15 protein-coding genes and 1 pseudogene are annotated in these 22,321 nt (G+C 69.0%); 14 read left to right on the top strand and 2 right to left on the bottom strand.

The genetic code is table 11. The features are described 5' to 3' along the window. Window positions 1-13: 13 nt before the first annotated feature. Together ACFVTC_RS18710 and ACFVTC_RS18705 are read right to left on the bottom strand one after the other, a co-directional pair. A pseudogene (locus ACFVTC_RS18710) lies at window positions 14-354 on the bottom strand (IS5/IS1182 family transposase); the annotation flags it as partial. Window positions 355-440: 86 nt separating this feature from the next. Further along, complete coding sequence (locus tag ACFVTC_RS18705; RefSeq protein WP_390128220.1) at window positions 441-5,021, bottom strand: CHAT domain-containing protein; 4,581 nt, start codon at window positions 5,019-5,021, stop codon at window positions 441-443. Window positions 5,022-5,157: 136 nt separating this feature from the next. Here ACFVTC_RS18705 and ACFVTC_RS18700 point away from each other — a divergent pair, with 136 nt between their 5' ends. From ACFVTC_RS18700 to ACFVTC_RS18635, 14 genes are all read left to right on the top strand, one after another. Then, on the top strand, window positions 5,158-5,529 hold the full coding sequence (locus ACFVTC_RS18700) for a hypothetical protein (protein ID WP_390128218.1): 372 nt from the start codon (window positions 5,158-5,160) through the stop codon (window positions 5,527-5,529). A 6-nt stretch (window positions 5,530-5,535) separates the two neighbouring features. Next, window positions 5,536-6,342 carry a hypothetical protein gene (locus ACFVTC_RS18695; protein ID WP_390128215.1) on the top strand — a complete coding sequence of 269 codons (807 nt, stop codon included), beginning with the start codon at window positions 5,536-5,538 and terminating at the stop codon, window positions 6,340-6,342. 634 nt (window positions 6,343-6,976) lie between these two features. Continuing rightward, window positions 6,977-7,441 (top strand): nuclear transport factor 2 family protein, encoded by a 465-nt coding sequence (locus ACFVTC_RS18690; RefSeq protein ID WP_390128213.1) that lies wholly within the window; start codon window positions 6,977-6,979, stop codon window positions 7,439-7,441. A gap of 1,003 nt (window positions 7,442-8,444) precedes the next feature. Further along, a complete protein-coding gene (locus ACFVTC_RS18685) occupies window positions 8,445-9,638 on the top strand; it encodes an acyl-CoA dehydrogenase family protein (protein WP_390128211.1) in 1,194 nt (397 codons plus the stop codon). 372 nt (window positions 9,639-10,010) lie between these two features. Continuing rightward, complete coding sequence (locus tag ACFVTC_RS18680; RefSeq protein WP_390128209.1) at window positions 10,011-10,709, top strand: alpha/beta fold hydrolase; 699 nt, start codon at window positions 10,011-10,013, stop codon at window positions 10,707-10,709. Beyond that, entirely contained in the window at window positions 10,664-11,884 is a 1,221-nt protein-coding gene (locus ACFVTC_RS18675) for a DUF6518 family protein (RefSeq protein ID WP_390128207.1), read from the top strand. The genes ACFVTC_RS18680 and ACFVTC_RS18675 overlap by 46 nt, the downstream gene beginning before the upstream one ends. 179 nt (window positions 11,885-12,063) lie before the next feature. After that, the gene (locus ACFVTC_RS18670) at window positions 12,064-12,747 is read left to right on the top strand and encodes a TetR/AcrR family transcriptional regulator (RefSeq protein WP_390128206.1); all 684 of its coding nucleotides are present in this window, start codon (window positions 12,064-12,066) and stop codon (window positions 12,745-12,747) included. An 846-nt stretch (window positions 12,748-13,593) separates the two neighbouring features. Next, entirely contained in the window at window positions 13,594-15,075 is a 1,482-nt protein-coding gene (locus ACFVTC_RS18665; protein ID WP_390128203.1) for an MFS transporter, read from the top strand. A 135-nt stretch (window positions 15,076-15,210) separates the two neighbouring features. Continuing rightward, entirely contained in the window at window positions 15,211-16,173 is a 963-nt protein-coding gene (locus tag ACFVTC_RS18660; protein WP_390128201.1) for a zinc-binding alcohol dehydrogenase family protein, read from the top strand. A gap of 193 nt (window positions 16,174-16,366) precedes the next feature. Continuing rightward, window positions 16,367-16,951 carry a TetR/AcrR family transcriptional regulator gene (locus tag ACFVTC_RS18655; RefSeq protein ID WP_390128199.1) on the top strand — a complete coding sequence of 195 codons (585 nt, stop codon included), beginning with the start codon at window positions 16,367-16,369 and terminating at the stop codon, window positions 16,949-16,951. A 947-nt stretch (window positions 16,952-17,898) separates the two neighbouring features. Further along, window positions 17,899-19,212, top strand: a complete 1,314-nt coding sequence (locus ACFVTC_RS18650; protein ID WP_390128197.1) for an ABC transporter substrate-binding protein — start codon at window positions 17,899-17,901, stop codon at window positions 19,210-19,212. 1 nt (window position 19,213) lies between these two features. Next, the gene (locus ACFVTC_RS18645; protein ID WP_390128195.1) at window positions 19,214-20,167 is read left to right on the top strand and encodes a carbohydrate ABC transporter permease; all 954 of its coding nucleotides are present in this window, start codon (window positions 19,214-19,216) and stop codon (window positions 20,165-20,167) included. A 2-nt stretch (window positions 20,168-20,169) separates the two neighbouring features. Then, window positions 20,170-21,072, top strand: coding sequence for a carbohydrate ABC transporter permease (locus ACFVTC_RS18640; RefSeq protein ID WP_390128193.1), 903 nt, complete (start codon window positions 20,170-20,172; stop codon window positions 21,070-21,072). Window positions 21,073-21,103: 31 nt separating this feature from the next. Next, complete coding sequence (locus ACFVTC_RS18635) at window positions 21,104-22,285, top strand: mandelate racemase/muconate lactonizing enzyme family protein (protein ID WP_390128191.1); 1,182 nt, start codon at window positions 21,104-21,106, stop codon at window positions 22,283-22,285. Window positions 22,286-22,321 lie beyond the last annotated feature (36 nt).

Genomic DNA, 22,321 nt, shown 5'->3' with positions numbered 1-22,321 from the left:
CAGTCTGCGGCGCCGGGCGGTCACGTTTTCCCCGCACCGACGGCACTGCCTGCAGGAGCGGAATCAGCCGGGTGACGTCGTTGCGGTTGCCGTCGGCCAGGGGTGCCGTGAGCGGGATTCCTGTGGCGCCGGTGATGAGTTGGTGCTTGCTGCCCGCTCTGCCCCGGTCGACAGGGCTTCGCCTGGTCTTGGATCCCCCTTCAGCGCACGGATGTGGGAGCCCTCGACCACCACCGTCCGGGAGAAGTCCACGGCATTCGCGCGTCGCAGCTTCGCGAGGAGAACCGCGTGCAGGAGCGGTCACACACCGGCTTCCGTCCACGCAGGCAGGCGGCGCCAGCACGCCATGCCCGAACCGAAGTCGAGCTCCTGAGCCCTCACACATCAACTCCACGGCGCAGAATCACTGCCGGTCCGCCCGCTGGTCCGCGCGTGACCGCCTACGGCCCGAAGTGCACGTACGACGCCCAGCCGACTGGGCGGTACGGTTGCCGACGTCGGGCGCGGTCGACTGCCTCGTGCAGTGCGTATGCCGTCCGGGACGCATCGATACCGAGCCCCGGGTCGGCCACGATCTCGTAGACCTCCTCGGTGATCCGTGGGGCGGTGTCGTCTCCCACCGTCCATAGAGTGGAGACGACGTTCCGGAAGGTGCCCAGGAGCAACGCCCCCGCGAGATGGATGGCCTCGTTGGGCAGTTCCGTCCCGCCCACGGCCGTCTGGCACGCGGACAGCACGGCCAGCTCCGCCGACGGCAGGTCGAGGCGGGCCAGGTCGGAAACCCTCAGGGGGCGGTCGTACAGGTACAGCGCACCCGCGCCGGGATCGGCGAGGTCCTGCCCCGCATGGCAGGCGAAGTGGACGTAGGAGTGTGAGGCCAGGAGCGACAGCGCCTTCTCACACGTGGCGTCCGCGTCGAGGTTGACTGTGTGCCGGCCGGGAAACCGGCGGCCGAGCGCCTCCGCCTCCTTGCGTGCGCCGGGCAGCGGGCGCAGCACGGGCGCGTACGGTGGCTGGTCGCGCAGGGCCAGGACCAGCAGCCGTCGCTCCGCGTCCGCAGCGGCTGAGGGGCGCCTCGCCCGGATCAGGCTGCGCAGCGTGGGCATGTACGACGACACGACGCGCGCCATGACGGCATCGTGCTCGCGACCGTCCTCGGGGTCGTGGTAGCCCGCGGCATGGACCGGAAGCAGGGCCAGTGGCCCGGTGGGGCACCACCAGACGCGCCGATCTCGCCAGGCGGCCATCTCCGGGGAGTCGAGCACCGGCGCGGCGACCGTGTCCCACAGCCATTCCAGCGTGGCCATCACAGTCTGTTGACTCGGGCCCGCGGACACTCCGGGGCGGTTCAGCCTGTCCAGCGCGGCCAGATACCGCTCCGTACGGTGCTGTGCCTCGTCTGCGGTCAGGCCGGGCAACGGGATCAGCGCGACCCGGCCCGGCGTCACGACGAGTGCGTCGCACCGAAACCGGCTGACGTTGATGATGACGAGCGGTCCGGCGGCCGTCGCCCCGGACAGAGCGGAGAACGGCAGGCGTTCCAAGAAGTGCTCGAACCCGGGCAGTCGTCGGACCGTGCCGAGCAGGTCCTCCCACTCCTGGGCGAGCCGCCGCCGTTGTTCCCCCGTGTCCTGCTCCGGTGCGGCCCACATCCCCTCTTCCAGCGCGGCCCGGAGGCCTGCCAGCCGGTCCGCGAGCGCGGGGTGAGCCTCTCGCAGCGCCGTCAGATCGGTCCGCGTGTCCAGCACCTGGCCCCACAGCACGGACCGTCCGTGGTCGAGGAGTTCGACCGCCTGTTCCAGTCGACCGCAGGAGATCGCACAGCCCGCGGCCTCGCCGGACACGTGCGAGCGCCGGGCCAGCAGACGTTCCCGGTCGATGCGTGCCAGGCCCCGCCACGCCGTCAGCGGAAGCAGTTCAACGGCTACGGCGTAACCGTCCGTCGCCTCCTGCCAGGAGCCGTTGCCCGCCGCGGCACGGTCGGCGGCGAAACCGCCCCAGGCGACCGCCGCGGTCAGCCGTTCGCCTGCCGGGGAGGTGGGTGCCTGCGCCGCCTCGCGGTACAGGGCGAGGCCGCGCTCCGCGTCGCTCGCGCGGGAATCCGTACTGGCCCGTTCGCTGCGTGCGGCGAGCATGTTCGCCAGGGTCAGCAATGTGTGGGTGCGCTGCCGCGAGGAGGCGTGCAGGATGTCGGCCACGGCCTCGGCGTGGCCGATGGCGGCGTCGAGGTCGGCCGGGTCGTCCCGCAGCAGGCACCGGCTCCACAGGGCGAGGGCGAGATTGATCCTGCTGTTCTCCTCGATCCGGCCGCCGTGCGTCAGGGCGACTGCCTCATCGCCCAGTGCGACGGCTTCGTCGAGGTCTGAGGCATCGTGGGTGAGCAGGTAGCGGGTCCGTAATCGGTTGCACATCGCTCCCAGCGCGGTCAGCTGCTTGTCCGTCTCCGGGCGTATCCGGCGGGCGAGGGCCAGCCCTTGGCGCCCCAGGTCGACAGCCCGGTCGAGGTCGGCACGGTCGCCGGTGTGCTGGTGGCGCCGGAGCAGTGTCATTCCCAGGGTCTGGAGTTGGGTGCAGCGTTCGTCGTTGGACTCGCGAGGTGTCACCTCCAGCGCGCGGCGGGCGGCTGCCACCGCTTCGTCCAGGTCGGTGCTGCTGCCGTCGTGCTCGAACCGGCGCAGGTGGGCCCCGGCCAGGGCCGACAGTTCGCTGCTGCGCGGGGGACTCAGTTTCAGAAACGCATCCAGCTGGGTCCCCAGGGCCTGCCGTAGTTCCTCCATGCCGGCGTCGGGCAGGTTCAGCGCGTTGCGCAGTTGCTGCACGTTGGGCAGCGGCCCGTAGGCGCCGAGCCGCAGGTGCTCGATCGCCTCGTCGAGATCTCTCCGGCCGCCGTACTGTTCGAAGCGGCGCAGCAGCAGAGCGCCGAGCCCGGCAGCGGTCGACGCGCGCTCCGGATGCTGGGCGGGCAGCCCGGCGAGGAGGCGGTGGCCGGTGGCGATGCCGGCCTCGAGCGCCGATGTGTCACCGGTCCGTTCGAAGCTCTGCCGTGCCTCGGTGAGGACGTGCAGGTACTGCTGCGCGACCTGGAAGTCCTGCGCCGCTGCCTCGGGCGCCACCGAAAGCTGGTCGGCGGGGCCCGAGTGGAACGTCGAACGGCGCAGCACGGGCAGGACGGCTTCCTTGTACGCCTTGCGCTGCTCCTCCCGCCGTCGGGCCGCGGTGTTCAGCTGCTGCTGCGCGCGGTCGCGTCGCGGATCCCCGGCGGGCAGCAGTCGCAGGGCCGTCGACAGACAGTCGCAGGCTTCGTCGAGGTCATGCGGCGCCTCGGTGTCGCGGGCACGTCGGGCGAGGGCCTCACCCAGGATCAGAGCGGTGTAGCCGGGGTCCTCCACGGAGGGGCCGGCCATGGCGAAGGCATGTCGCAGCAACTCGACCGCCTCGTCCGCGTCGGCCAGCGCACCAGTGCGTTCGTACCGGATGGCCAGATGCGAGCCGAGGTTGTGCAGCGTCTGCCAGTACTCCCGCTCGTTCGGCGGGGCGAGCGACAGCAGCCGGCGCCGCGCGGCGACCGCGGCGTCCAGGTCATCCGGGGCGCCGTAGCGCTGGAACCGCGTGTACGCCACCTCAGCCTGCAGGGTGAGGCATCCGACCATGTTCGAGCTGTCCGGCGGGCATGTCCGCACCGCCTGGTGGATCGCTTCCTCCGCGGCCGCCAGGTCCGCCGGGTCACCGCCCCCGTGCTGATAACGCCTCAGCAGCGCGTAGCCCAGATATCCGTTGCACACCGCCAGATCGACGTGGTCCTCGGGCAGCTCCCGCAGCGCCGGACCCAGCAGCTCGATCGCTCGATCGCGGAACAGCGGATCGCCGTTCGCCTTCCACCTCTCGATCAGCCGGCTGCCTTCCTCCAGCCTGCTCTGCGCCGTCGGCGGAGCCGGGCGCTGGGTGACCTGCCTGGGTCCCTCGGCGCGCTGCCGCTCCAGCTCGAGCTGCTCCGCGCGCAGGGACGACGCCTGCGCGGTGTTGGACCGGGCGGCCAGCCGCGTGGCCGCGTCGAGGACCCCGATCGCTTCTTCGAGGTCCTCGACGGCATGCGTGAGCCGGTAGCGCTGGTAGAGGGCGACGGCCAGATTGCGCAGCAGATCGGGGCGTGTGCCGTCGGCGCGTCGTTCCCGTTCCGTGCCCCGGCGCAGGAGATCCACGGCCTCGTCCAGGTCGGCCGCCGCCTTCGTGTACTCGAACCGGCGCAACAGGACACTGCTCAGGGAGAGTTCGGCACTGGTGCGGTCCTGGCCACCGACCGGGGTCACGGAGAGGAACTTGCGGCACATCTCCGCAGCGGCTCTGGCGGTCTCTGCGGTCTCCTGCTGTTCGAGGAGCCTGGTCAAGCTCGCGCACGCGGTCCGCAGGGCGTCGGCGCGCAGGGGATCCTCGGGACCGGTGTGGGCCAGCGCCCGTCGGCTCAGGGTCGCGGCGTTCTCCAAGTCGGTGGTGATACCGGTCAGTCCGTGCCGCTCCAGCCACCCGGTGGCGGACACCCAATGGTATTCGGCCAGCTTCGGATGGTCCGCCGGCAGGTCGTTCAGAGCGCCCTCCAGGGCGACGAGTGCGAAAATCGGGTCATTGCCGGCCTGCGCCGCGCCCAGCAACGCCGTGACGGCGGCCTGCACCCGGCCGTCCGGGTCGGCGCCGAACTCCACCGCGAGTTCCCAAAGTTGGCCAGTGACCAGGTCCGGGTTCACGTCGTGCAGCAGGCCGAGCAGCATGACGGTGGTGGGCAGATCCGGGAGGTCCGGCTGCTGGGCGAGGTTGCCGTTCTGTGCCAGACAGAGCCATCCGGCGAGTTGCAGCGCACGCCGCCTGGGATCGGAGCGCACCGGATCGACGGCGGACTCGTGCAGCAACCGCATTGCATCCGCGATCAGTTGTGGACTCTCGACTTCTGCGGCCCAGCCCGTCCGCAGATACTCCCGGACGGCGTACTCGATCCTCTGCTCCGGACTGCTCCCACGCTGCCAACGCATGCCGCGTCGCCCCTTCCGCCCTCACCGTCACGATATCCGTGGCCGCGCGGGGCGGGCCAGACTGCGTGCCCGGTGATGTCCGGCCGGGTAATCTCGCCGGTGAGCAGCCAACGGGCGGGCGCATGCGGGAGGTTGGGTGGCAGCCGAGGAACTGACGGACGCCGAGGCGATGGCACTGTGGTGCGCTCGTCTGCCGGGGCTGCGGGAGCAGGCGCGGGCGACCGGTGTGGTCGAGCGCCTCGAGCGCGACGCGGCCAGGGTCCGCGACGGCGGCTCCGCCCAGCGAGCGGTGCGCAAGTGGCTGCAGGATACGGAGACGGCACGGAACTGGTCGGGCCGCAGCGTCCTGAACCTGGCCGGCTTTCCGGGCGCACCGCGTACGCCCACGGTGAGCGCGGGCCGCTACGGGTGTCCGCTCGGCAAGTGCGACCGTACCGCCGGGCGCGATCCGCAAGGGCACACGCCCGTCTGCCATGCCTTCGGCGCAACGATGACATCGACGGTGTGACACGCGATGGTGACCGGCATCCTCTCCGAGGTCGGCAAGCACGTCAGCAGCCGCTGGGTCACCGCGGTGTTCCTGCCGGGGCTACTGCTCGTCGCCGTGGCGACGGCGGGCTGCCATCTCGGCCACGCCCACGCTCTCGATGCCGGCGAACTGGCCGACTGGGTGGATCGTTTGGCGCGCGAGGCGCACCGTCGCCCGGCGCGGGCGGCGGTGGCCGCAGGGGTGGCGCTGCTCGCCGCCGGCCTCGCCGGTACCGTGGCGGCCGAACTGGGCGGGGCAGTCGAGCGGTGGTGGCTGCGTACCGGGCCGGGCCACGGCGGCAGGCGCCGAGCACGTGCTCTGCGGGCCGCGGAGCGGAACGGCATCTCGACGGTGGATGCCTACCTGCCGCAGCGGCCGACCTGGATGAGCGACCGGGTACGGCTCATCGAGGCGCGGATCCGCGCACAGCACTGGTTCGACGCGGTGACGGCCTGGCCCCGCCTGTGGCTGCTCCTGAGCGACGAGGAGCGGCGCCCTGTCGCGGAGGCGCGGATCGGCTTCGCCGAGGCCGTCACCCTCGCAGGCTGGGGCTGTCTGTACGGGATCGCCGGGATCTTCTGGTGGCCCGCCCTCGTGACGGCGGCTTGTGTCCTGCTCACGTCATGGCGCCGCGCCCGCTCGGGCCTGGAGGAGTTCGCGACCCTCGTCGAGGCGGTTGTCGACATCCGTCACCGTGCTCTGGCGGACGCGTTGGGTGTCCCCCTGGGCGACGGAGGCATGACCGAGGCGGAGGGGCGAAGGATCGATGACATCCTCCGCAAGGGCGGCTGACGGCCGCTGAGTCGCGGCACCGGCCGGAGCACGAGCAGAACTGTTTGACTGATGAGGCTGTGTTCCAACGCCGAGTGATCCCGACACCGTCAAGGACGGCCAGTTCGAGATCAGCGGCCTCGCCAAAAACCGGCGCCGACGAACGCGAACGCGGCACCTGCCGCGCCGCCGCCTGCGCATCGACGCAAGCCGCGGCGACTGGAGTGACATCGAGGGGCTCTGGCTCGCCGCCGACCTGCGTGACGGCGACTTCGAAGACCGGTTCGTCGAGTCCCATTTCGGTTCGGCCGCCACCCCGGCCGCAGGTCGGGCAGGGGAACGGGGGTGGTGAGTATCGGTTCGGGCAGCGTCCAGGTCGCCCCGGATCCCTTCCCCACGGCGGTGCGCGGCGTCTCGCCACCGAAGGAGGAGAGGACTTGCGTGATGCGGGCCGCGGTGAGGCCACACCGCGGCCCGCATCGAAGTGTGCCCCTCGTCGATGAGGGTGACACGGGCATCAACGCAGAGACCTCCTGGCCCAGAGCTGCGAGGCCGAAACGGACGACACTCGTCCACATCGTGGTAGTCTCACCGAAAGGGACGACCGCCGTCCGTTTACTGCCCGCCTGGGCGCCGTATTCACAGGAGGCTCGACATGAGTGATCTCGACGCAATCTTCCGCCGACTGGACGCGATCGAGAGCATCGAAAGCATCAAGCAGCTCAAGGCCCGCTACTTCCGCTTCGTGGACGAGAAGAGGCACGATGAGCTGGCCGCACTGTTCACCCCCGACGCCAAGATCGTGACCGACGGGATCGCCTTTGCCTCCCCGGCGGACTTCGCCGGCACGGTCCGCGACTTCATCGGTGCCGCACCGACCGTCCATCACGGACACATGCCCGAGATCGAGATCACGGCACCGGACACGGCATCCGGGATCTGGGCGATGGAAGACCTGCTGACCTTCCCCGCGGGTGAGAACGCTCCCGAGGGGCACAACGGCTACGGACAGTACCGGGAGACCTATCGGAGGGTTGACGGGAGCTGGCTGATCGAATCCCTGTCGCTCACCCGGTTCCGGACGGACCCGCTGGAGAACTGGACGCCGGACTCGGTCTGACCCCGAAGTCAGGCTTCTGGCCATGGGTGGTCAGGCAACCCGGCCCGGCGCCTGCTGAACCCTGCGGCCGTCGCCGCCCGTGGACGCGGGGCTCGGCTCTGGTGTCGAGACGGCAGGCACGGTCGGGCTTGTCGCAGTCCGCGAGGAAGCGGCCGGGGTGTACCGCACCGTCGCGGGCCGGAACGGCGGGTCGGGCGCCGGCACGACACCGGGGCCAGCCACTGCGGACATCACCCCCGCACCCTTGGTCGGCCGACAGGCCGCATGAAGCTGACGGGTGTAGGAATGCCGTCACCTGTGTGCCGCCGCGGCCGGCCGCGGCAGACGGCCACGACGACCAGATGCCCGCACGGCATGTCGATCAGGCTGACGCCCTCACGCGAGAGCCGCCTCAGCGAAGCAATGCGCTGGGAAACGTGGGGCATTGGCGGCCACGCGAAGAATCACTTCCGCTACTCACTCCACCCGTACACCGCAAGAGGACTTGGCATCGTGGTCCACTCTGGCCGGCGAGCAGCCCGGCTTTCCGCAGCGCACGTGTGACCTGCACAGCGGGTTGCGTCGCGGTGCGGCGAGCACGCAAGTGACGGTGTCCGGGAACCGGACGCATCCCGGCGCGGAGACGGAGGCGTGCAAGGGCACGCGTCCCTGCCGGACACTCTGCGCTGCGATCGGGGTTCACCTCGACGGCGCGGCCATTCCTTGGCCCGTGAACACAGGAATCACCTCTGCCTCTTAATGTGGCCGCCCTCTTTCCAACTCTGGGTCACCGGTTCGTCAGCCTCGGCCTGGCCGGCTGTGAAGCTGTCGGCCTCCGGATCGAGGCGATCACGGCGGCTCCCTCGGCCCGGCAAAGCGACCGCGGTGCGGTGGCGTTCAGTTACGCGGACTCGCGGGGCTTCCATGTCGCGGGACATGCGCCAGCAGTAGACCGATCTCGAGTCCGTAAGTGTGCAATTGATCAACTTTTCACCTTTCTGAACATGATGGAGAACCAACAAGCATGGACAGCACCACGTACGGGAACAGCTTGCTGGCAAGGGAAGTGGCACGTCGTGCCACGGCACTTCAGCCACTGTTGCGGGAGCTGGCAGCACAGGGTGACGCCGACCGTGTCATACCGCCGGCCGTCGTGAAGGCTCTGAGCGAAGCGGGCATGTTCCGGTTGCTGACCCCCGCGAGGTTCGGCGGCCTCCAAGCGGACCTTCGGACGCTCACTGCGATGTCGGAGGCCGTGGGTCGGGCCGACGGCTCGGCAGCATGGGTCGCAATGATCATCTCGGTGACCAACTGGCTGGCCTGCCTCTTCCCGGACGAGGCACAGGAGGAGGTCTTCGGCGCTGACCCCGACGCGCGGGTGACGGGTGTGGCGGCGCCCACGGGCGTGGGGGAGGGGGTTCCCGGCGGGTGGCGCGTCAGCGGGCGCTGGGCCTACAACTCCGGCGCGCCGTACGCGACCTGGGCGGCAGTCGGCTCCCTCCTCAAGAACGAGCACGGGGAGGTCGCCGATCAGGCGCTGGTGCTGATCCCGGCTGCCGAACTGGCCATTGAGGACACCTGGCACACGGCGGGTATGCGAGGTACCGCCAGCAATACCTTGATCGCCCAGGACGTGTTCGTCCCTGAACACCGGGTGCTTTCGGTCCCGGCTGCCGCCGAAGGTGTCTACCCCCGGTCCTCCAACGGTGAGACCCTCTATGGTGCATCGTTCGGACCCATGCTCGTGCTCTGCCTGGCCGGACCGCTGCTGGGCCTGGGCCAGGCCGCTCTCGACACGGTGGTGGCCGCGGCCGATTCCAAGCCCCTGTCGTTCACCATCCACGGTCGGCAGGCGGAGTCCGTGGGCTTCCAGACGCAGGTCGCCGAGGCGGCGCTCAAGATCGAGACGGCGCGGCTGCACATCTACCGAGCGGCCGAGGAGGTCGACACGGCTGTGGCCCAGGGCCCGCTGGACTACCCGGCCCGTGCCCACATCAGGGCCCAGGCCGGTTACGCGGTGCAGGAGATCCTCGGTGCGATCGGCATCCTGCTCAACGCCCACGGTTCCGCGGCCTTCGCCGAAGCCAGCCCCCTGCAGCGCATCTGGCGCGACGCGAACACCGCGGCCCGCCACGCCGGCCTGGTCCCCCTGGTGGGCCTGGAGGTCTACGGCAAGACCCTGCTGGGAGTGAACGACCGCGTCAGCCTCATGGTCTGAGCACTGCGGCGACTTCAGACGCTCTCCAGCCGCGAAACGTTGGCGCGGCTGCGCGGACCGACGCGCTCTGAGCCGGACACGGTTGTACCGGACCGCCTCCCGCCATTGCCGTTCAGCGGGCACTCCGTGTCTTCACGGCACCACCCTGGGTGTTCGTCCCAGGCAGCCGTGAAAAGCCGGCCGTGGCGCCAGCATCGATCGCGAGTGCTACGCCTCGCGGCATTCACCCACACCCGGGTCCCGCAATCCCCGCAGTTCGACCGACTCCTCCGGCACGTCGGTCCTCTCTCGCACGCATCTGCAGAACCTCATAGCCCACGGGGGACTGGCGCACGCCGCTCGCCCCATTCATCCGATCACCGAAAGCCAGCCATGACCGTGAAGACTGTCCAGCCGAACCGGCCGACCCTGCTCCTGGTCCACGGAGCCTGGCACGGCTCCTGGTGCTGGGACCCGCTGCGGGCGGCGCTGGATGCCGACAGCTGGACCACCCGAGCCCTCGACCTGCCCAGCGCCGGGGACGAGAGCGCCGGCATACACGAAGACACGCAGGTGTTGCTGCGGGAACTGTCGGCCATCGACGGTCCGGTGGTGGTGGTCGCGCACTCCTACGGCGGCGTGCCGGCCACCCAGGCCGTCGCCCAGGCACCCAATGTCGTGCACGTCGTCTACCTCGCCGCATACCAACTCGAGGTCGGCGAGAGCCTCCTGGGCTTTCACGGAGCCGCGGTGGCCGCCGAGCCACGGGGTGTCACGCCGCCGCTCGGAGACCCGGTCCGGGCCCTGTACGGGGACGTACCACAGGCCCTCGCCGAGGCGGCCGCCGCGCGGCTGGTGCCACAAAGCGTGAAGTCGTTCAGTGAGCCGGTGACCCGCGCGGGATGGCACACCGTCCCTTCCACATACGTGGTGTGCGAACAGGATCAGGCGGTGCCACCGGCGTCGCAGGAGGACATGGCGAGCCGCGCGGATGCGGTTCACCGGCTGCCCAGCCATCACTCCCCGTTCCTCTCCATTCCCGTGGAATGCGCGACGCTCCTCACGAAAATCGCCCTCGAGGCGACTTCCTGAAGCGGCCCGCGCAAGGCGGTCCGCCGTGCTGTCCAGGCGACGTCCTGCGCACCGCTGCGCCGAGCCCTTTCCTCAACCACCGAACGGACATCATGTCGACGACGACGCCGACTTCCCGCTCACAGAAGTACTCTCCGGGCCTCAGCACGCCGGCCGCAGGACTTGCCGCAGGGCTCGTCCTTGGCGTGCTCACCAACCTCGCGCAGGGCTGGCTCCCCGGTGCCTTCAACCACATAGCGAACTCGGGGGCGGTCTGGTCTGCCGTCGCTTTCGCCGCCGGCGCGATCCTGGCCCACCGGGCACCCCTCGTGATCGCCGCCGTGACCGGGCTGCTCACCGAACTCGGACTCGTCATCGGCTACTACGGCTACGCCGCATTCGGGAGAGACGGCATCGGCTCCCTCACCATGCCGCTCGTCTGGGTGGCCGCAGCCTGCGTAGCGGGCCCCCTCTTCGGCGTCGCGGGCCTCTGGTCCCGCAAGGGCCAGAGCGGTGCACGGCGCATCATCGGGACCGCCGCCCTCGCCGGTGTCTTCGGTGGAGAGGGCGTTGCCCTTGTACGGGCGCTGCCTCACTCGACCGAAGCGACAGCCTGCATCGCCGTGCTTCTGCTCGTCTCCCTCCTCCTGCCCCGCACCCTCAAAGATCGCGCCCTGACCTTGTCGGCCGCCGTCGCGCTGTCCCTCCTGTCCCACGTCGTCGTCGGTGCGGCCGGGAGCGTCTTCGCCGACGCGCCGACTATCGGCACCGTGCCGGGCCTGACCGACGCCAAACTCCAGGCGACGGTGGCCGCGATGGTGCCGCCGGGACTCGAAGTGACCAGGCGCGGTGGTCAAGACGGCGCGAACGCATACGTCGTGGTCACGGACAGCAGGGGCGCCTCGCGGATCGAAGTCACGGTGCAGACAGGTATGTCCTTCACGAAGAACGAACTGTTCACCGGCTCCACAACCCTGCCGGACGGCACCCTGCTCAAGACCTCGCGGCAGGCGGACGGGACGGACGGGCTGGTCACCTGGACGGCCGACACCTTGCGGGAGGACGGCCTGCGAGTCGTCGTCACGGCATACAACTCCGCCGGCCTCACCCCGCCTGTCACCCGCCACACGCCCGCACTGTCCATGCAGCAGCTCACCGCAATGGCCACCGACGAAGAATGGAAGTCCCTCCCGTAGCGTGCGGACGGCATCGGTCCAGGCACCGCCTGCGCCACCGGCCCGCGAGACAGCGGCCCACGCGAACGGAGGGTAAACGGACGATGTCCGTCCTCTTGTGGTAGCCTGCACACGGGGATTTCCCACCCGACCGCCTGGTTGTCCGAGCAGGCGCCGCGCACGCACGAAAAGGCCACATGGTGAGCGATCGCAAGGAGATAGTCCGCCGATCCGGCCGGTTGAAAACCGGGATTCAGGTGCCGCCCGGTCTTGGCGCCGCGCCTGAGCCTCGGGCGGACGCGCAGCGTAACCGGTGTGCGCTGATCGTCGCGACGCGGGAAGCGATTGCCGCTCGTGGGCTCGAGGTCTCGGCTCTGGACATTGCGAAGGCGGCCGGCCTGGGCGTGGGCACTCTGTATCGGCGCTTCGGCACCAAAGAGGCACTGCTGGGCTTCGTGGTGCTCAGCTTCTATGACGAGCTGTGCGTCCTCGCGCGGGAATGCATGGAGCGCGAGGACCCGTGGGAGGGGCTGGTGGAGTTCGTGATGCAGCTCGCAGGGGCACACCGCGACAACATCGGCCTGGCAGAGGTCACCGCGGCGTGTGACGAGCCGCCCTCGCCCGAGCTCGCGGAGCGGACCGCTGCGGTACAGGAAGCCGTTGTCCAGTTGACCGAACGGGTGCGTGCGACAGGCGTCCTGCGCGAGGACGTGACCTGGCAGGACATCATGATCTGTTCACGCGCCTCACTGGACATCGATCACTGCCTCGGCGTCGACGCCGGTCCCGACGGATGGCGCCGGGTCGTCACACTCCTGCTTGACGGAATGCGATCCCCGGTACGAACCCCGCTTGAAGGGCCTGGGCCCCAAGTCCGCCTCTGACGCGCACTGTCAGACGTCCAGAAGTGGGCACATCGGCGTTGGCGGTCGCCACACCGTGCTGGGCTGACCGTGGTGCCGGGCCGACCAAGGCGCCATAGCCGCAGGGCGACCGGGTAGCTGGACTTGCCCGCGCCCGCCTACGGTCCGGGCCTGTGGTGTTCCCGGCGCAGGACAAGCGTGAGCCACGGGCGCTGTCCTTGGCGTCCGCGGCTGCCTCGTCGCCAGCGAGCAGGCTCTTCTCCACAGTGGTACGCGGCGCACACCTTGGCGCCGGTCCCGACTGTCGGCACGACAGTCCCTCCCTGTGAGTGACGACAGGCATCTCGCGGTCCGCCCCTCCGGCCCCGCGACGGACGGCGCGACAGGTTCGGGCCCCCTGTCTTCTCCTGCGCCGAAGCGCCAGGGCCGCCGTTCGTGGCCCCCTTCAGCTCGCCTTCGCAAGAAAACACCCCGCAGGATCGCCGTGGCTTCCGCCCGGGTCTACGGGGGCGCTCCGCGCCGCGTTTCCTCGGGACGCCGGCAAGTCCACAAACCGGACCGGACTCGATCTCGGACCAGCACAACTCCGATCCCAAGCCGGCGACCACTGTCCGAAGCGAAACGGACGACCCGTGTCCGCTTATGCTACATTCGCATAAGCGGATGAAGCTCGTCCGTTTCATGGTCGCCTGTGCCAGGGGGCCGCGCGTCCACTGAACCACTGCCGTCCGGCCCCTGGTCGGCTCTACCCGGCCAGTCAGATTGCCGAGACACGCCGTCCGCCGGAGGCCGGCGACCCCGTCCGCCGCATCGTCCGGGAGTACCGATCTCCCTCCCTCCGCTTGTCTTCGAGGAGTGACTCTTCCCATGGCTGCAACATCCGCACATCCGAATCCGCGCCGTTGGGCCGCGCTTGCGTTCATCTCCATCGCCCAGCTGATGGTGTTCCTGGACAGCGCGATCATGAACATCGCCCTGCCCTCAGCCCAGCAGGCTCTGCACTTCTCCGACGGCGGCCGCCAGTGGGTCATCACCGCCTACGGGCTGGCGTTCGGCGGCTTGCTGATCCTGGGCGGGCGCCTGGGCGACCTGCTCGGCCGTAAGCGTGCCTTCACCATCGGCCTGATCGGCTTCGCGCTGGCTTCCGCGCTCGGCGGAGCCGCGGGCAATCTCGGCACCCTGCTGATCGCCCGTGCCGGCCAGGGAGTCTTCGGCGCGCTCCTGGCCCCGGCGGCCCTCGCCCTGATCTCGCTGACCTTCACCGACGCCCGGGAACGGGCCAAGGCCTTCGGTATCTACGGCGCCATCGCGACCGCCGGCGGCGTTCTGGGCCTACTGCTGGGCGGGTTGCTCACCGAGTACCTGAACTGGCGCTGGTCGATGCTCGTCAACATCCCCATCGCCGTCGTCGGCATCATCGGCGCGATCACCGTCGTGCAGGACATCCCCACCGAGGGCAAACGCACCCGCCTCGACGTACCCGGCGCGATCCTGGCCACCCTCGGCCTGGTGGCCCTGGTCTTCGGCTTCTCCGAGGCCGAAAGCCGCGGCTGGTCCTCCGATCTCACCATCACCCTGCTCGTCGCAGCCGTGACGCTGATCCTGGCCTTCCTGATCGTGGAGAAGAAGATCGCGTCACCGCTGCTCCCGCTGCACGTTCTCGCCGAACGCAACCGGGCCGGCGCCTACCTCTCGGTGGGCCTAGCGGTGATGAGCATGTTCGGCATGTTCCTGTTCCTCAGCTACTACCTGCAGCTCGTCAAGGGCTACTCCCCGGTCCTGACCGGCGTGGCGTTCGTGCCGCTGGGTGCCGCACAGGCTTTCGGTTCCATGGCCATCGGTACCCGGCTGTCCGGCAGACTGCGTCCCGGGTCGCTGATGGGTGCCGGCTACTTCGTCAGTGCCATCGGCGTCCTCCTGCTCGTCCTGCTGCGGGCCGACAGCTCTTACGGGCTGCTGGCCGTCGCCGAGGTCATCACCGGCCTCGGCATCGGCACCGCCTTCATGCCCGCCATGAGCCTGGGCACCCACGGCGTCGAGCCTCACGATGCCGGTGTCGCATCCGCCATGGTCGGCACCGCCCAGCAAGTCGGCGGCTCGGTCGGCACCGCCCTGCTCAACACCATCGCCGCCAGCTCCACCACCGCTTACCTCGCGACCCGGGAGCACGGCCGGGCGGTGACCGATGCTGCACTGGTCCACGGATTCGGCACGGCTTACTGGTGGGCGTTCGGCTTCCTGCTCCTGGCGGCGCTGATCTCCCTCGTCGCGGTCAACGCCCCGCGCCCGGACCACGGCACCGCTTCTGCCGGCGCGACTGCCACGGAAAAGCCTGTCGCGGTGCACTGACAGCCCCGGAGGATTCCTGACCCTCGGGCGTCCTCTGTTTACCAATTCGCGCATATTTGAGCCAATTTACGGCATATCATCGCGCGCCCAGCAGCGCGGCGGGCTACGCGTCATCGGAAAGGTGGAAAAAACGACATGAAGGCTGTAGGAGTGTTTCGCTACGGCGAGCCCGAAGTGCTCGAGGTCGTCGAACTTCCCGTCCCGGAGGTGGGACCGGGGCAAATCCGGGTGCGCGTGCGCGCAGCGGCGGTGAACCCCGCGGACGTGCTGCTGCGCATGGGGTACACGGACCGGATGCTTGCAGGTCGCCTGACCCCGCCATACCGGCCCGGTATGGACGCGGCGGGCGTGGTGGACGCCATAGGTTTGGAAACAGTCACCTCTCTTCGGACAGGCGATCGCGTGATGGCCATGGTTGTCCCCATCGACCCATCAGGGGGCGCCTATGCGGACTACATCGTCCTGGATGCCCGACAAGTGGTCAGAGCCCCAGCCGGATCCACGCACGCGGAGGCGGCCACGCTTCCGCTGAACGGACTCACCGCACGCCGCGCCCTCGACGTCCTTTGCCTGGCCCCGGGAGACTGGATAGCGGTAACCGGTGCCGCAGGAGCCATGGGCGGATACACCATCCAACTGGCCAAAGCCGAAGGCCTGCGCGTCGTGGCGGACTCGGCTCCCGCCGACGGGGCACTTGTGCACGCGCTGGGCGCTGACCTGGTCGTCGACCGAGGACGGGGGGTCGGCCAGCGCATCCGCGACGTCGTTCCAGGCGGCGTGGACGCCGTCGTGGACGCCGCGATCATGGGCCCCGAGGTACTCCCCGCCCTCCGGACCGGGGGGCAGATCGCCCTGGTACGCAGCACAGACGAACCCGGAGTCACTCCCCTTGGCGAACACGAAGATGTGACTGTCCGGAACATATTCGTACCGGATTATCGCTACGCCAACGACAAACTCGACGCCCTGCGCGCACTCGCGGAGGAGGGGCGGATCTCGCTGCGGGTCGCGGAGGAGTTCCCGGCCGACCGAGCAGCAGAGGCGCACCGCCGGTTCGAAGCGGGCGGGGTGCGAGGCCGGCTCATTCTGACTTTCTGAGCGCCGCGTCATGGTGGCGGTGGCTGCCTCAACCCCCTGGCGCGGCCATCGGGTCCACCGGGGGTCGGTTCCGGAGCGTCGCACGAGGCGGACTTGTGCGCGGCTTTCAGGACATGGAGAGGTGAGTGGGGACGTGGTGATGGCCTGGAGCAGCGGGAGTCGGCGGCCGGGGCCTCGCCCCAGAGCCGACGCGTTGATCAATCGTGAGCGCATCATGGTCGCCACGTGCGAAGCGTTCATCGAACACGGCGCGGGTGTTTCGTTGGACGGGATCGCTCGCCAGGCGGGCATCGGGAACGCCACGCTCTACCGGCACTTCCCCAACCGGCGAGACCTCATCCGCGCGGTCGCTCTGACGCTGCTCTCCCACACCGCAGATCAGGCCGAGGCCGCCCTCGCCAAGGAACCGACCCCGTTCGAGGCCCTACAGCGCTTCCTGCACCAGGCTGTCGACGAGCACTTCGCGGCGCTGTGCCCGTTGCTCGCCGGCCATGCCGACGTCCGCGCCCCGGAACTCGTCCGCGCGCGCTCACGCCTGGAGAACGCCGTCTCGCATCTCGTCGCGGCAGCTCAGCAATCGGGCGGGCTCCGGACCGACATCAACGGCGCGGAACTGACAGCTGCCGTCGCCCAACTCGCGAGGCCGCTACCAGGCATTGCCTCCGGGGAAAACGATCATTTCGTCCATCGCCACCTGGGACTACTCATCGACGGTCTCAGGGGACGCCGTTACTCGCATCCGTGCACCAAAGCCGGGGGAGTGAAGAGGTGTTCGTGAGCGTGGTGTGGCCTCCCCGTGGTCCACACCGGCGCAGTGGCCCCTGGCGGGACCTACACCGGACCGGAGCTGCGTGCTTCTCACCTGCGGATCGTGGTGTGGGGGATATCGGTGCGGGTGCGGGTGCGGGTGCGGGTGCGGGTGCCGGCGGGCAGGGTGGCGCCAGCGGCCGGCTGTGTCGCGGGCGACGTCGGCGGCGACATCCACGACAGGCGCGGGTTTGACCGGGGTGACGTCCAGGGCATCCCGGGCTGCCCCACCGGGCGGAGAACGACCGTCCTGTCCACGGACGCCGGGCCCGGGCCACGGTGAGCAGTGGGGCGACCGCGGCGCGGGCGGTGCGGCCGATGTACTGCAGGCGTTCCTGGTGGGCGCCACCCCCGTGATGAGTTTCGCCGCCGGGATGGTTTGGCGCTGCCGGTCCAATTGATGTTGCTCCCTGCCGGCTACACCGAGGTGGCCGGCACGGCGGGCCTGCCTCGCGCACAGGATGTCCCGGACGTGCCGGCCGTGGTCGGGTCGCGAGGCTGTGGCGTCGAGGGGCGGGGTCTGGTCGTGCGAGGGCAGGTGGCCAAGTCGGGCCGGCCTCCGCATCGGTGGATCATGCAATCACGCGTCGGTGCCGCTGAATCGAGCTCCACCGGATGGAGCGGTGCGGCAACGGGGCTTCCAGGATCTCGGCCGGCGTCGCGACCTCGGGGTGCGAAGAGGCACTGCTTCCACGCCCGCAGTTGACGCCGATCAAACGAACGAGACCACCGTCAACACCCCATCCCCCAAGGGAAATGCGGCTCAAGGTGGTGTGTCTCCAGCTCGTGACAAACATCATACGTATGCCCTAAAGTCCAGGCGCGGAGTCGTCAACGAAGTCGACAAGACAAGGACATCCCATGGTCGGAATCCACTCTGTGGTGCTTTCGCGCCGTACGACGTCGACCGTCGCCGTAATGTGCGTCGCAACGGCGCTGACGGCCCTCACAGGTTGCGGCGGTCAAGGCAGCTCGGCGAACGGGGCGTACGGGTTTCCCCAGGCCAAGCAGGAAGCCTCCTCGGCGATCACGGTCTGGGTGGACGCGGACCGGCAGGCGGCCGCGAAGGCGTTCCAGGCGGAGAACCCGGACACCAAGATCAAGGTTGTCGCCTACGACGGATCGGCCAACGGGTCCAACTCCTTCCGGACAAAGATGCAGCTCTTCGACCGCGCGGGCAGTGGCTGGCCCGATGTCGTCTTCTCCAGCCAGAACAACGACTCCGCATGGGCCAGCCAGAAGAGCGGCGGCAAGCAGGCGTTCGCGGCCGTGTTGGACAAGGGCCTGGTCCCGAAGGACACGCTCAGCAACTTCACCGCGGGCTCGCTCAACCCCTGCACGGTCGACGGCCGTGTCTACTGCCTGCGCAACGACCTCGCCCAGGCGGTGCTCTGGTACGACAAGTCCCTGCTGGAGCAGTTCGGCTACACGCTCCCGACCACGTGGGAGGAGTACCAGGCGCTCGGGGAGAAGGTCGCCAAGGAGCACCCCGGCTACATCATCGGGACGGCCGGCGACGCCTGGACGCCCGAGGTGTTCATGTGGGGGAGCAGGTGCCAGGCCAATGACGTGACCGGTCCCAAGTCCGTCACCGTCAAGACCGACTCGATCGAGTGCAAGCGGGCGGCGTCGATGCTCGACACCCTCCGCCAGAACGGAACCGCGCCGGTGGTCAGCGTGTTCACGCCTGAGTTCCTGAAGAAGTACTCAGGCAAAGTGCTGATGATGCCGGGTCCGGCCTGGTACGCCGGAGCGATCTTCAACAACCCCGATTCGCTCAACGTGCCCGCCGGGCGGCTGGGCGTCGCCGCGCCGTTGCCGTGGAAGGGCGAGAGCAAGGCCGCGACGGGCAACGTGGGTGGCGGAACCTGGTTCGTCTCCAGCCATTCGAAGAACTTGAAGGCCGCCGAGAAATTCGTCCAGTTCGTCACCACGGCCGACAAGTATCAGGTCGATGTCGCACCGGGTTACCCGGCCTACGCACCCGCTGCACAGAAGTGGATCGCCAAGAAGGAGGCGAGCAAGTACTACGCCACCCCGCTGCAGCCGGTGGTGACCGCGGCGTCGCAGGTGTGGGACGGCTGGGATTACCCCATCTTCAGCCAGGAGGCGATATGGGCGAAGACGGTGACCCCGGGGGTCACGGGCGGTAAATCGATCGTGGACCTGCTGCCGACCTGGCAGAAGGCGATCGAGAACCAGGCCAAGGTCAACGGATACAAGGTGAACTGACATGACCGTCGCTGCACCGACTGGCCGGCCGGCCGTGGACGCCTCGGGGCATCGGCGGTCAGGCCGGGGCAGCGGCCGGTCCGCCGGCCGCGCCCTCACTCGCAACCGGATCGGCTATCTCTTCATCTCCCCCTACGCGTTGCTCGCCATCGTCTTCGGGATCGTTCCTTCGCTCTACGCGGTGACACTCGCCTTCACGAACGCCGACGGTGGATTCGCAGGCTTCGACAACTTCACCAAGGTCGTCGGCGACTTCCGGTTCTGGCCGGCCGTGTTCCACGTGACCAGCTATCTCCTCATCTGGCTCCTCGGACTGCTCGTCTTCGTCGTCGGCCTGGCGCTGGTGGTGCACGCCGTCAGTGTGCGGTGGGTGAGCACGACCCTGCGCTTCGTCTACTACCTGCCCGGCGCGCTCGCCGGTGCGTCCAGCGTCCTGCTGTGGCTTTTCGTCCTCGATCCGACCGCGAGTCCGGTCAGCGGTCTGCTCAGGACGATGGGGTTCGAGAGCTTCGTACAAGTGATTCAACCCGGCCACCTTCCAGCGATCTTCGCGATCATCGCGTTCTGGACCGGAGCCGGCGGATGGATCCTCATCATGTACGGCGCGCTCAACAACATCAGCACCGACGTGATCGAGGCCGCTCGCATCGACGGCGCGACCGCCGTCCAGATCGCGATCCGGATCCAACTGCCGATACTGCGCAAGTGGATTGCGTACATGGGAGTCATGTCACTCGCGGCCGGCACCCAGCTGTTCGTGGAGCCACAGTTGCTCAGCCAGGCCAGCAACGCGGTGGTGCCCAACGACTATTCGCTCAACCAGCTGGCCTACCAGTACGCCTTCCAGCAGAACGACTTCAACGGCGCGGCCGCGATCTCGCTGATCCTGCTGGTCGTCGCACTCCTGCTGTCCTGGGTGTTCGTGACCCGCGGCGGCCTCTTCGAGAAGGATTGACCATGGCAGCACTCTCGGCCGGACGCCGCCGACAGAGCCTCAGCGGGTGGAGCGCGCGGTCCATCACCGGCGTCCTGCTCATCGTCTTCGTCCTGTTCTTCGCCATCCCGATCATCTGGCTGCTCCTCGCGGTCACGAAGTCCTCGAAGACGCTCGTCGTGGCCGACCCGTTCTCGTTCGGGTCGTGGTCGGACGTCGTCGCCAACTGGCATCAGCTGTTCGACTTCCAGGACGGTGCGGTGACGACCTGGATCGGGAACTCCGCGCTGTATGCGATCGGTGCCTTGGTGGTCACACTCCTCGTGAGCATCCCGGCCGGCTACGCGCTCGCGCTCACGGAGTTCAGGTTTCGGCAGGCGATGCTCGTGCTGACGCTCGTCGTCATGCTGATCCCCAACACCGCACTGGTACTGCCGATCTTCCTCGAGCTGAACAGCGTCCAACTGATCGGTAGCCCGCTGTCGGTGATCCTGCCCATGTCGTTCTTCCCGTTCGGCGTCTATCTCACCTACATCTACTTCTCGACCAGCATCCCGCGTGACATCCTCGCCGCCGCACGTATCGACGGCTGCAACGGGTTCCAGGTCTTCACCCGGGTCGCCCTTCCGCTGGCCGCCCCGATCGTCGCCCTGGTGGCGTTCTTCAGCTTCGTGCAGAACTGGAACAACTTCTTCCTGCCGTTCGTGATGCTGCCCTCGAGCGACGGCTACCCGATCCAGGTCGGGCTCACGTCGCTTCTGGCCTCGACCCCGGCCTTCAATCCCAGCTCCGCGGGATCCGGCTCCGTTCAGCTGCCCACTTTGGCGCTGGGGACGATCGTGTCGATCCTGCCCGTCCTGGTCGTCTTCCTGTTCTCCCAGCGATTCCTGGTCGCGGGCATGACAGCGGGGGGAACCAAGGAATGACCACTCGCGCATGCAAGGAGAACCACTCCCGATGAAGATCACCGGTTACCGCAGTCTGAACACCGTTCACGACTGGGGCAGAATCACCGGGGACGTCAACGGTGTCCAGCCCGGCCACGTCACTCCGGTCCCTGTGCTCATCATCGAGACCGACACCGGCATCGAAGGAGTGGGCCTCGGGTCCCACGCCGACATCGCCCGTGTCTTCCCCGCGATCGACGGAGACGATCCACGCTCGGTCACGGCGCTCTACGACCGGATGCTCGACTGGGTGTTCAAGGCCGGCCACTCGGGATCCACGTTCGGCACCATCGGAGCCGTCGACATGGCGCTCTGGGACATCAAGGCCAAGGCCGCCGACGAGCCCCTCTGGCGGACCCTCGGTGCCCGCGAGCGCTTCGTCCCCGGTTATGCGTCCGGTCTCGAGTACGGCCTGACCGAGGACGAACTCGCAGACCTCTACCACCGCTTCGCGGACCGCGGATTCAAGGCCGGTAAGCTCAAAGGCGGCCGCGACCTCGACCGCGACCTGCCCCGGCTGGAGATCATGCACGACATCCTCAGCCGCAACACCCGCCGGCCGGCGCTCATGTTCGACGCCAACGAGTCGTGGAACCACGCCCAGGCCGCCCGCTACGTCGCGGCCATCGAGCAGCGCGTGGACCTCACCTGGGTGGAAGAGCCGCTACGCCGGTGGGACGCGGCCGGAATGGCCACGCTGCGCGGGAAGGTGCGCGCGGCGATAGCGAGCGGCGAGAACCTCACCGGGCTCGAGCAGTACCGCCCCCTGCTGGACGCCAACGCGGTCGACATCGTGCAGGTCGGCAACGTGTGGGGGATTACCCACTTCCTCCGCGTCGCGACGCTCGCACACGCCCACGATCTGCCGGTGAGTCCCGTCGCGTACCACGCGAACCCGGTGGCACACGCCGCCGCCGCCGTGCCGAACCACCTGGCGTTCGAAGTCCAGGATCTCGGCTTTCCCGTCGGTCTCGACGTCGACCAGCAGTTCGACGACGGAGGCATCGTCCTGGGCGATCGTCCAGGCATCGGGATCGCGGTCGACGAATCCCGGATGTCTCCAGAGGGAGCCGCGACACCCCGGCCCGCGGCGGCCGGACCACACATCCGGCCCGAACGCGCAGCCCTGCGGCTCGTGGACGAGCCGGACATGACAGACGACCCGTCGTACCGCGGAGTCCGACGCTCGTGACCCACCAGGTAAGGATCGCCGAGGAGCGTGATCCCG

Origin of the sequence: Streptomyces sp. NPDC057950 (assembly GCF_042887295.1) — a bacterium.
In the GTDB taxonomy this organism is placed as follows: domain Bacteria; phylum Actinomycetota; class Actinomycetes; order Streptomycetales; family Streptomycetaceae; genus Streptomyces; species Streptomyces kaempferi.
This window is presented reverse-complemented; position numbering and strand designations above follow the sequence as displayed.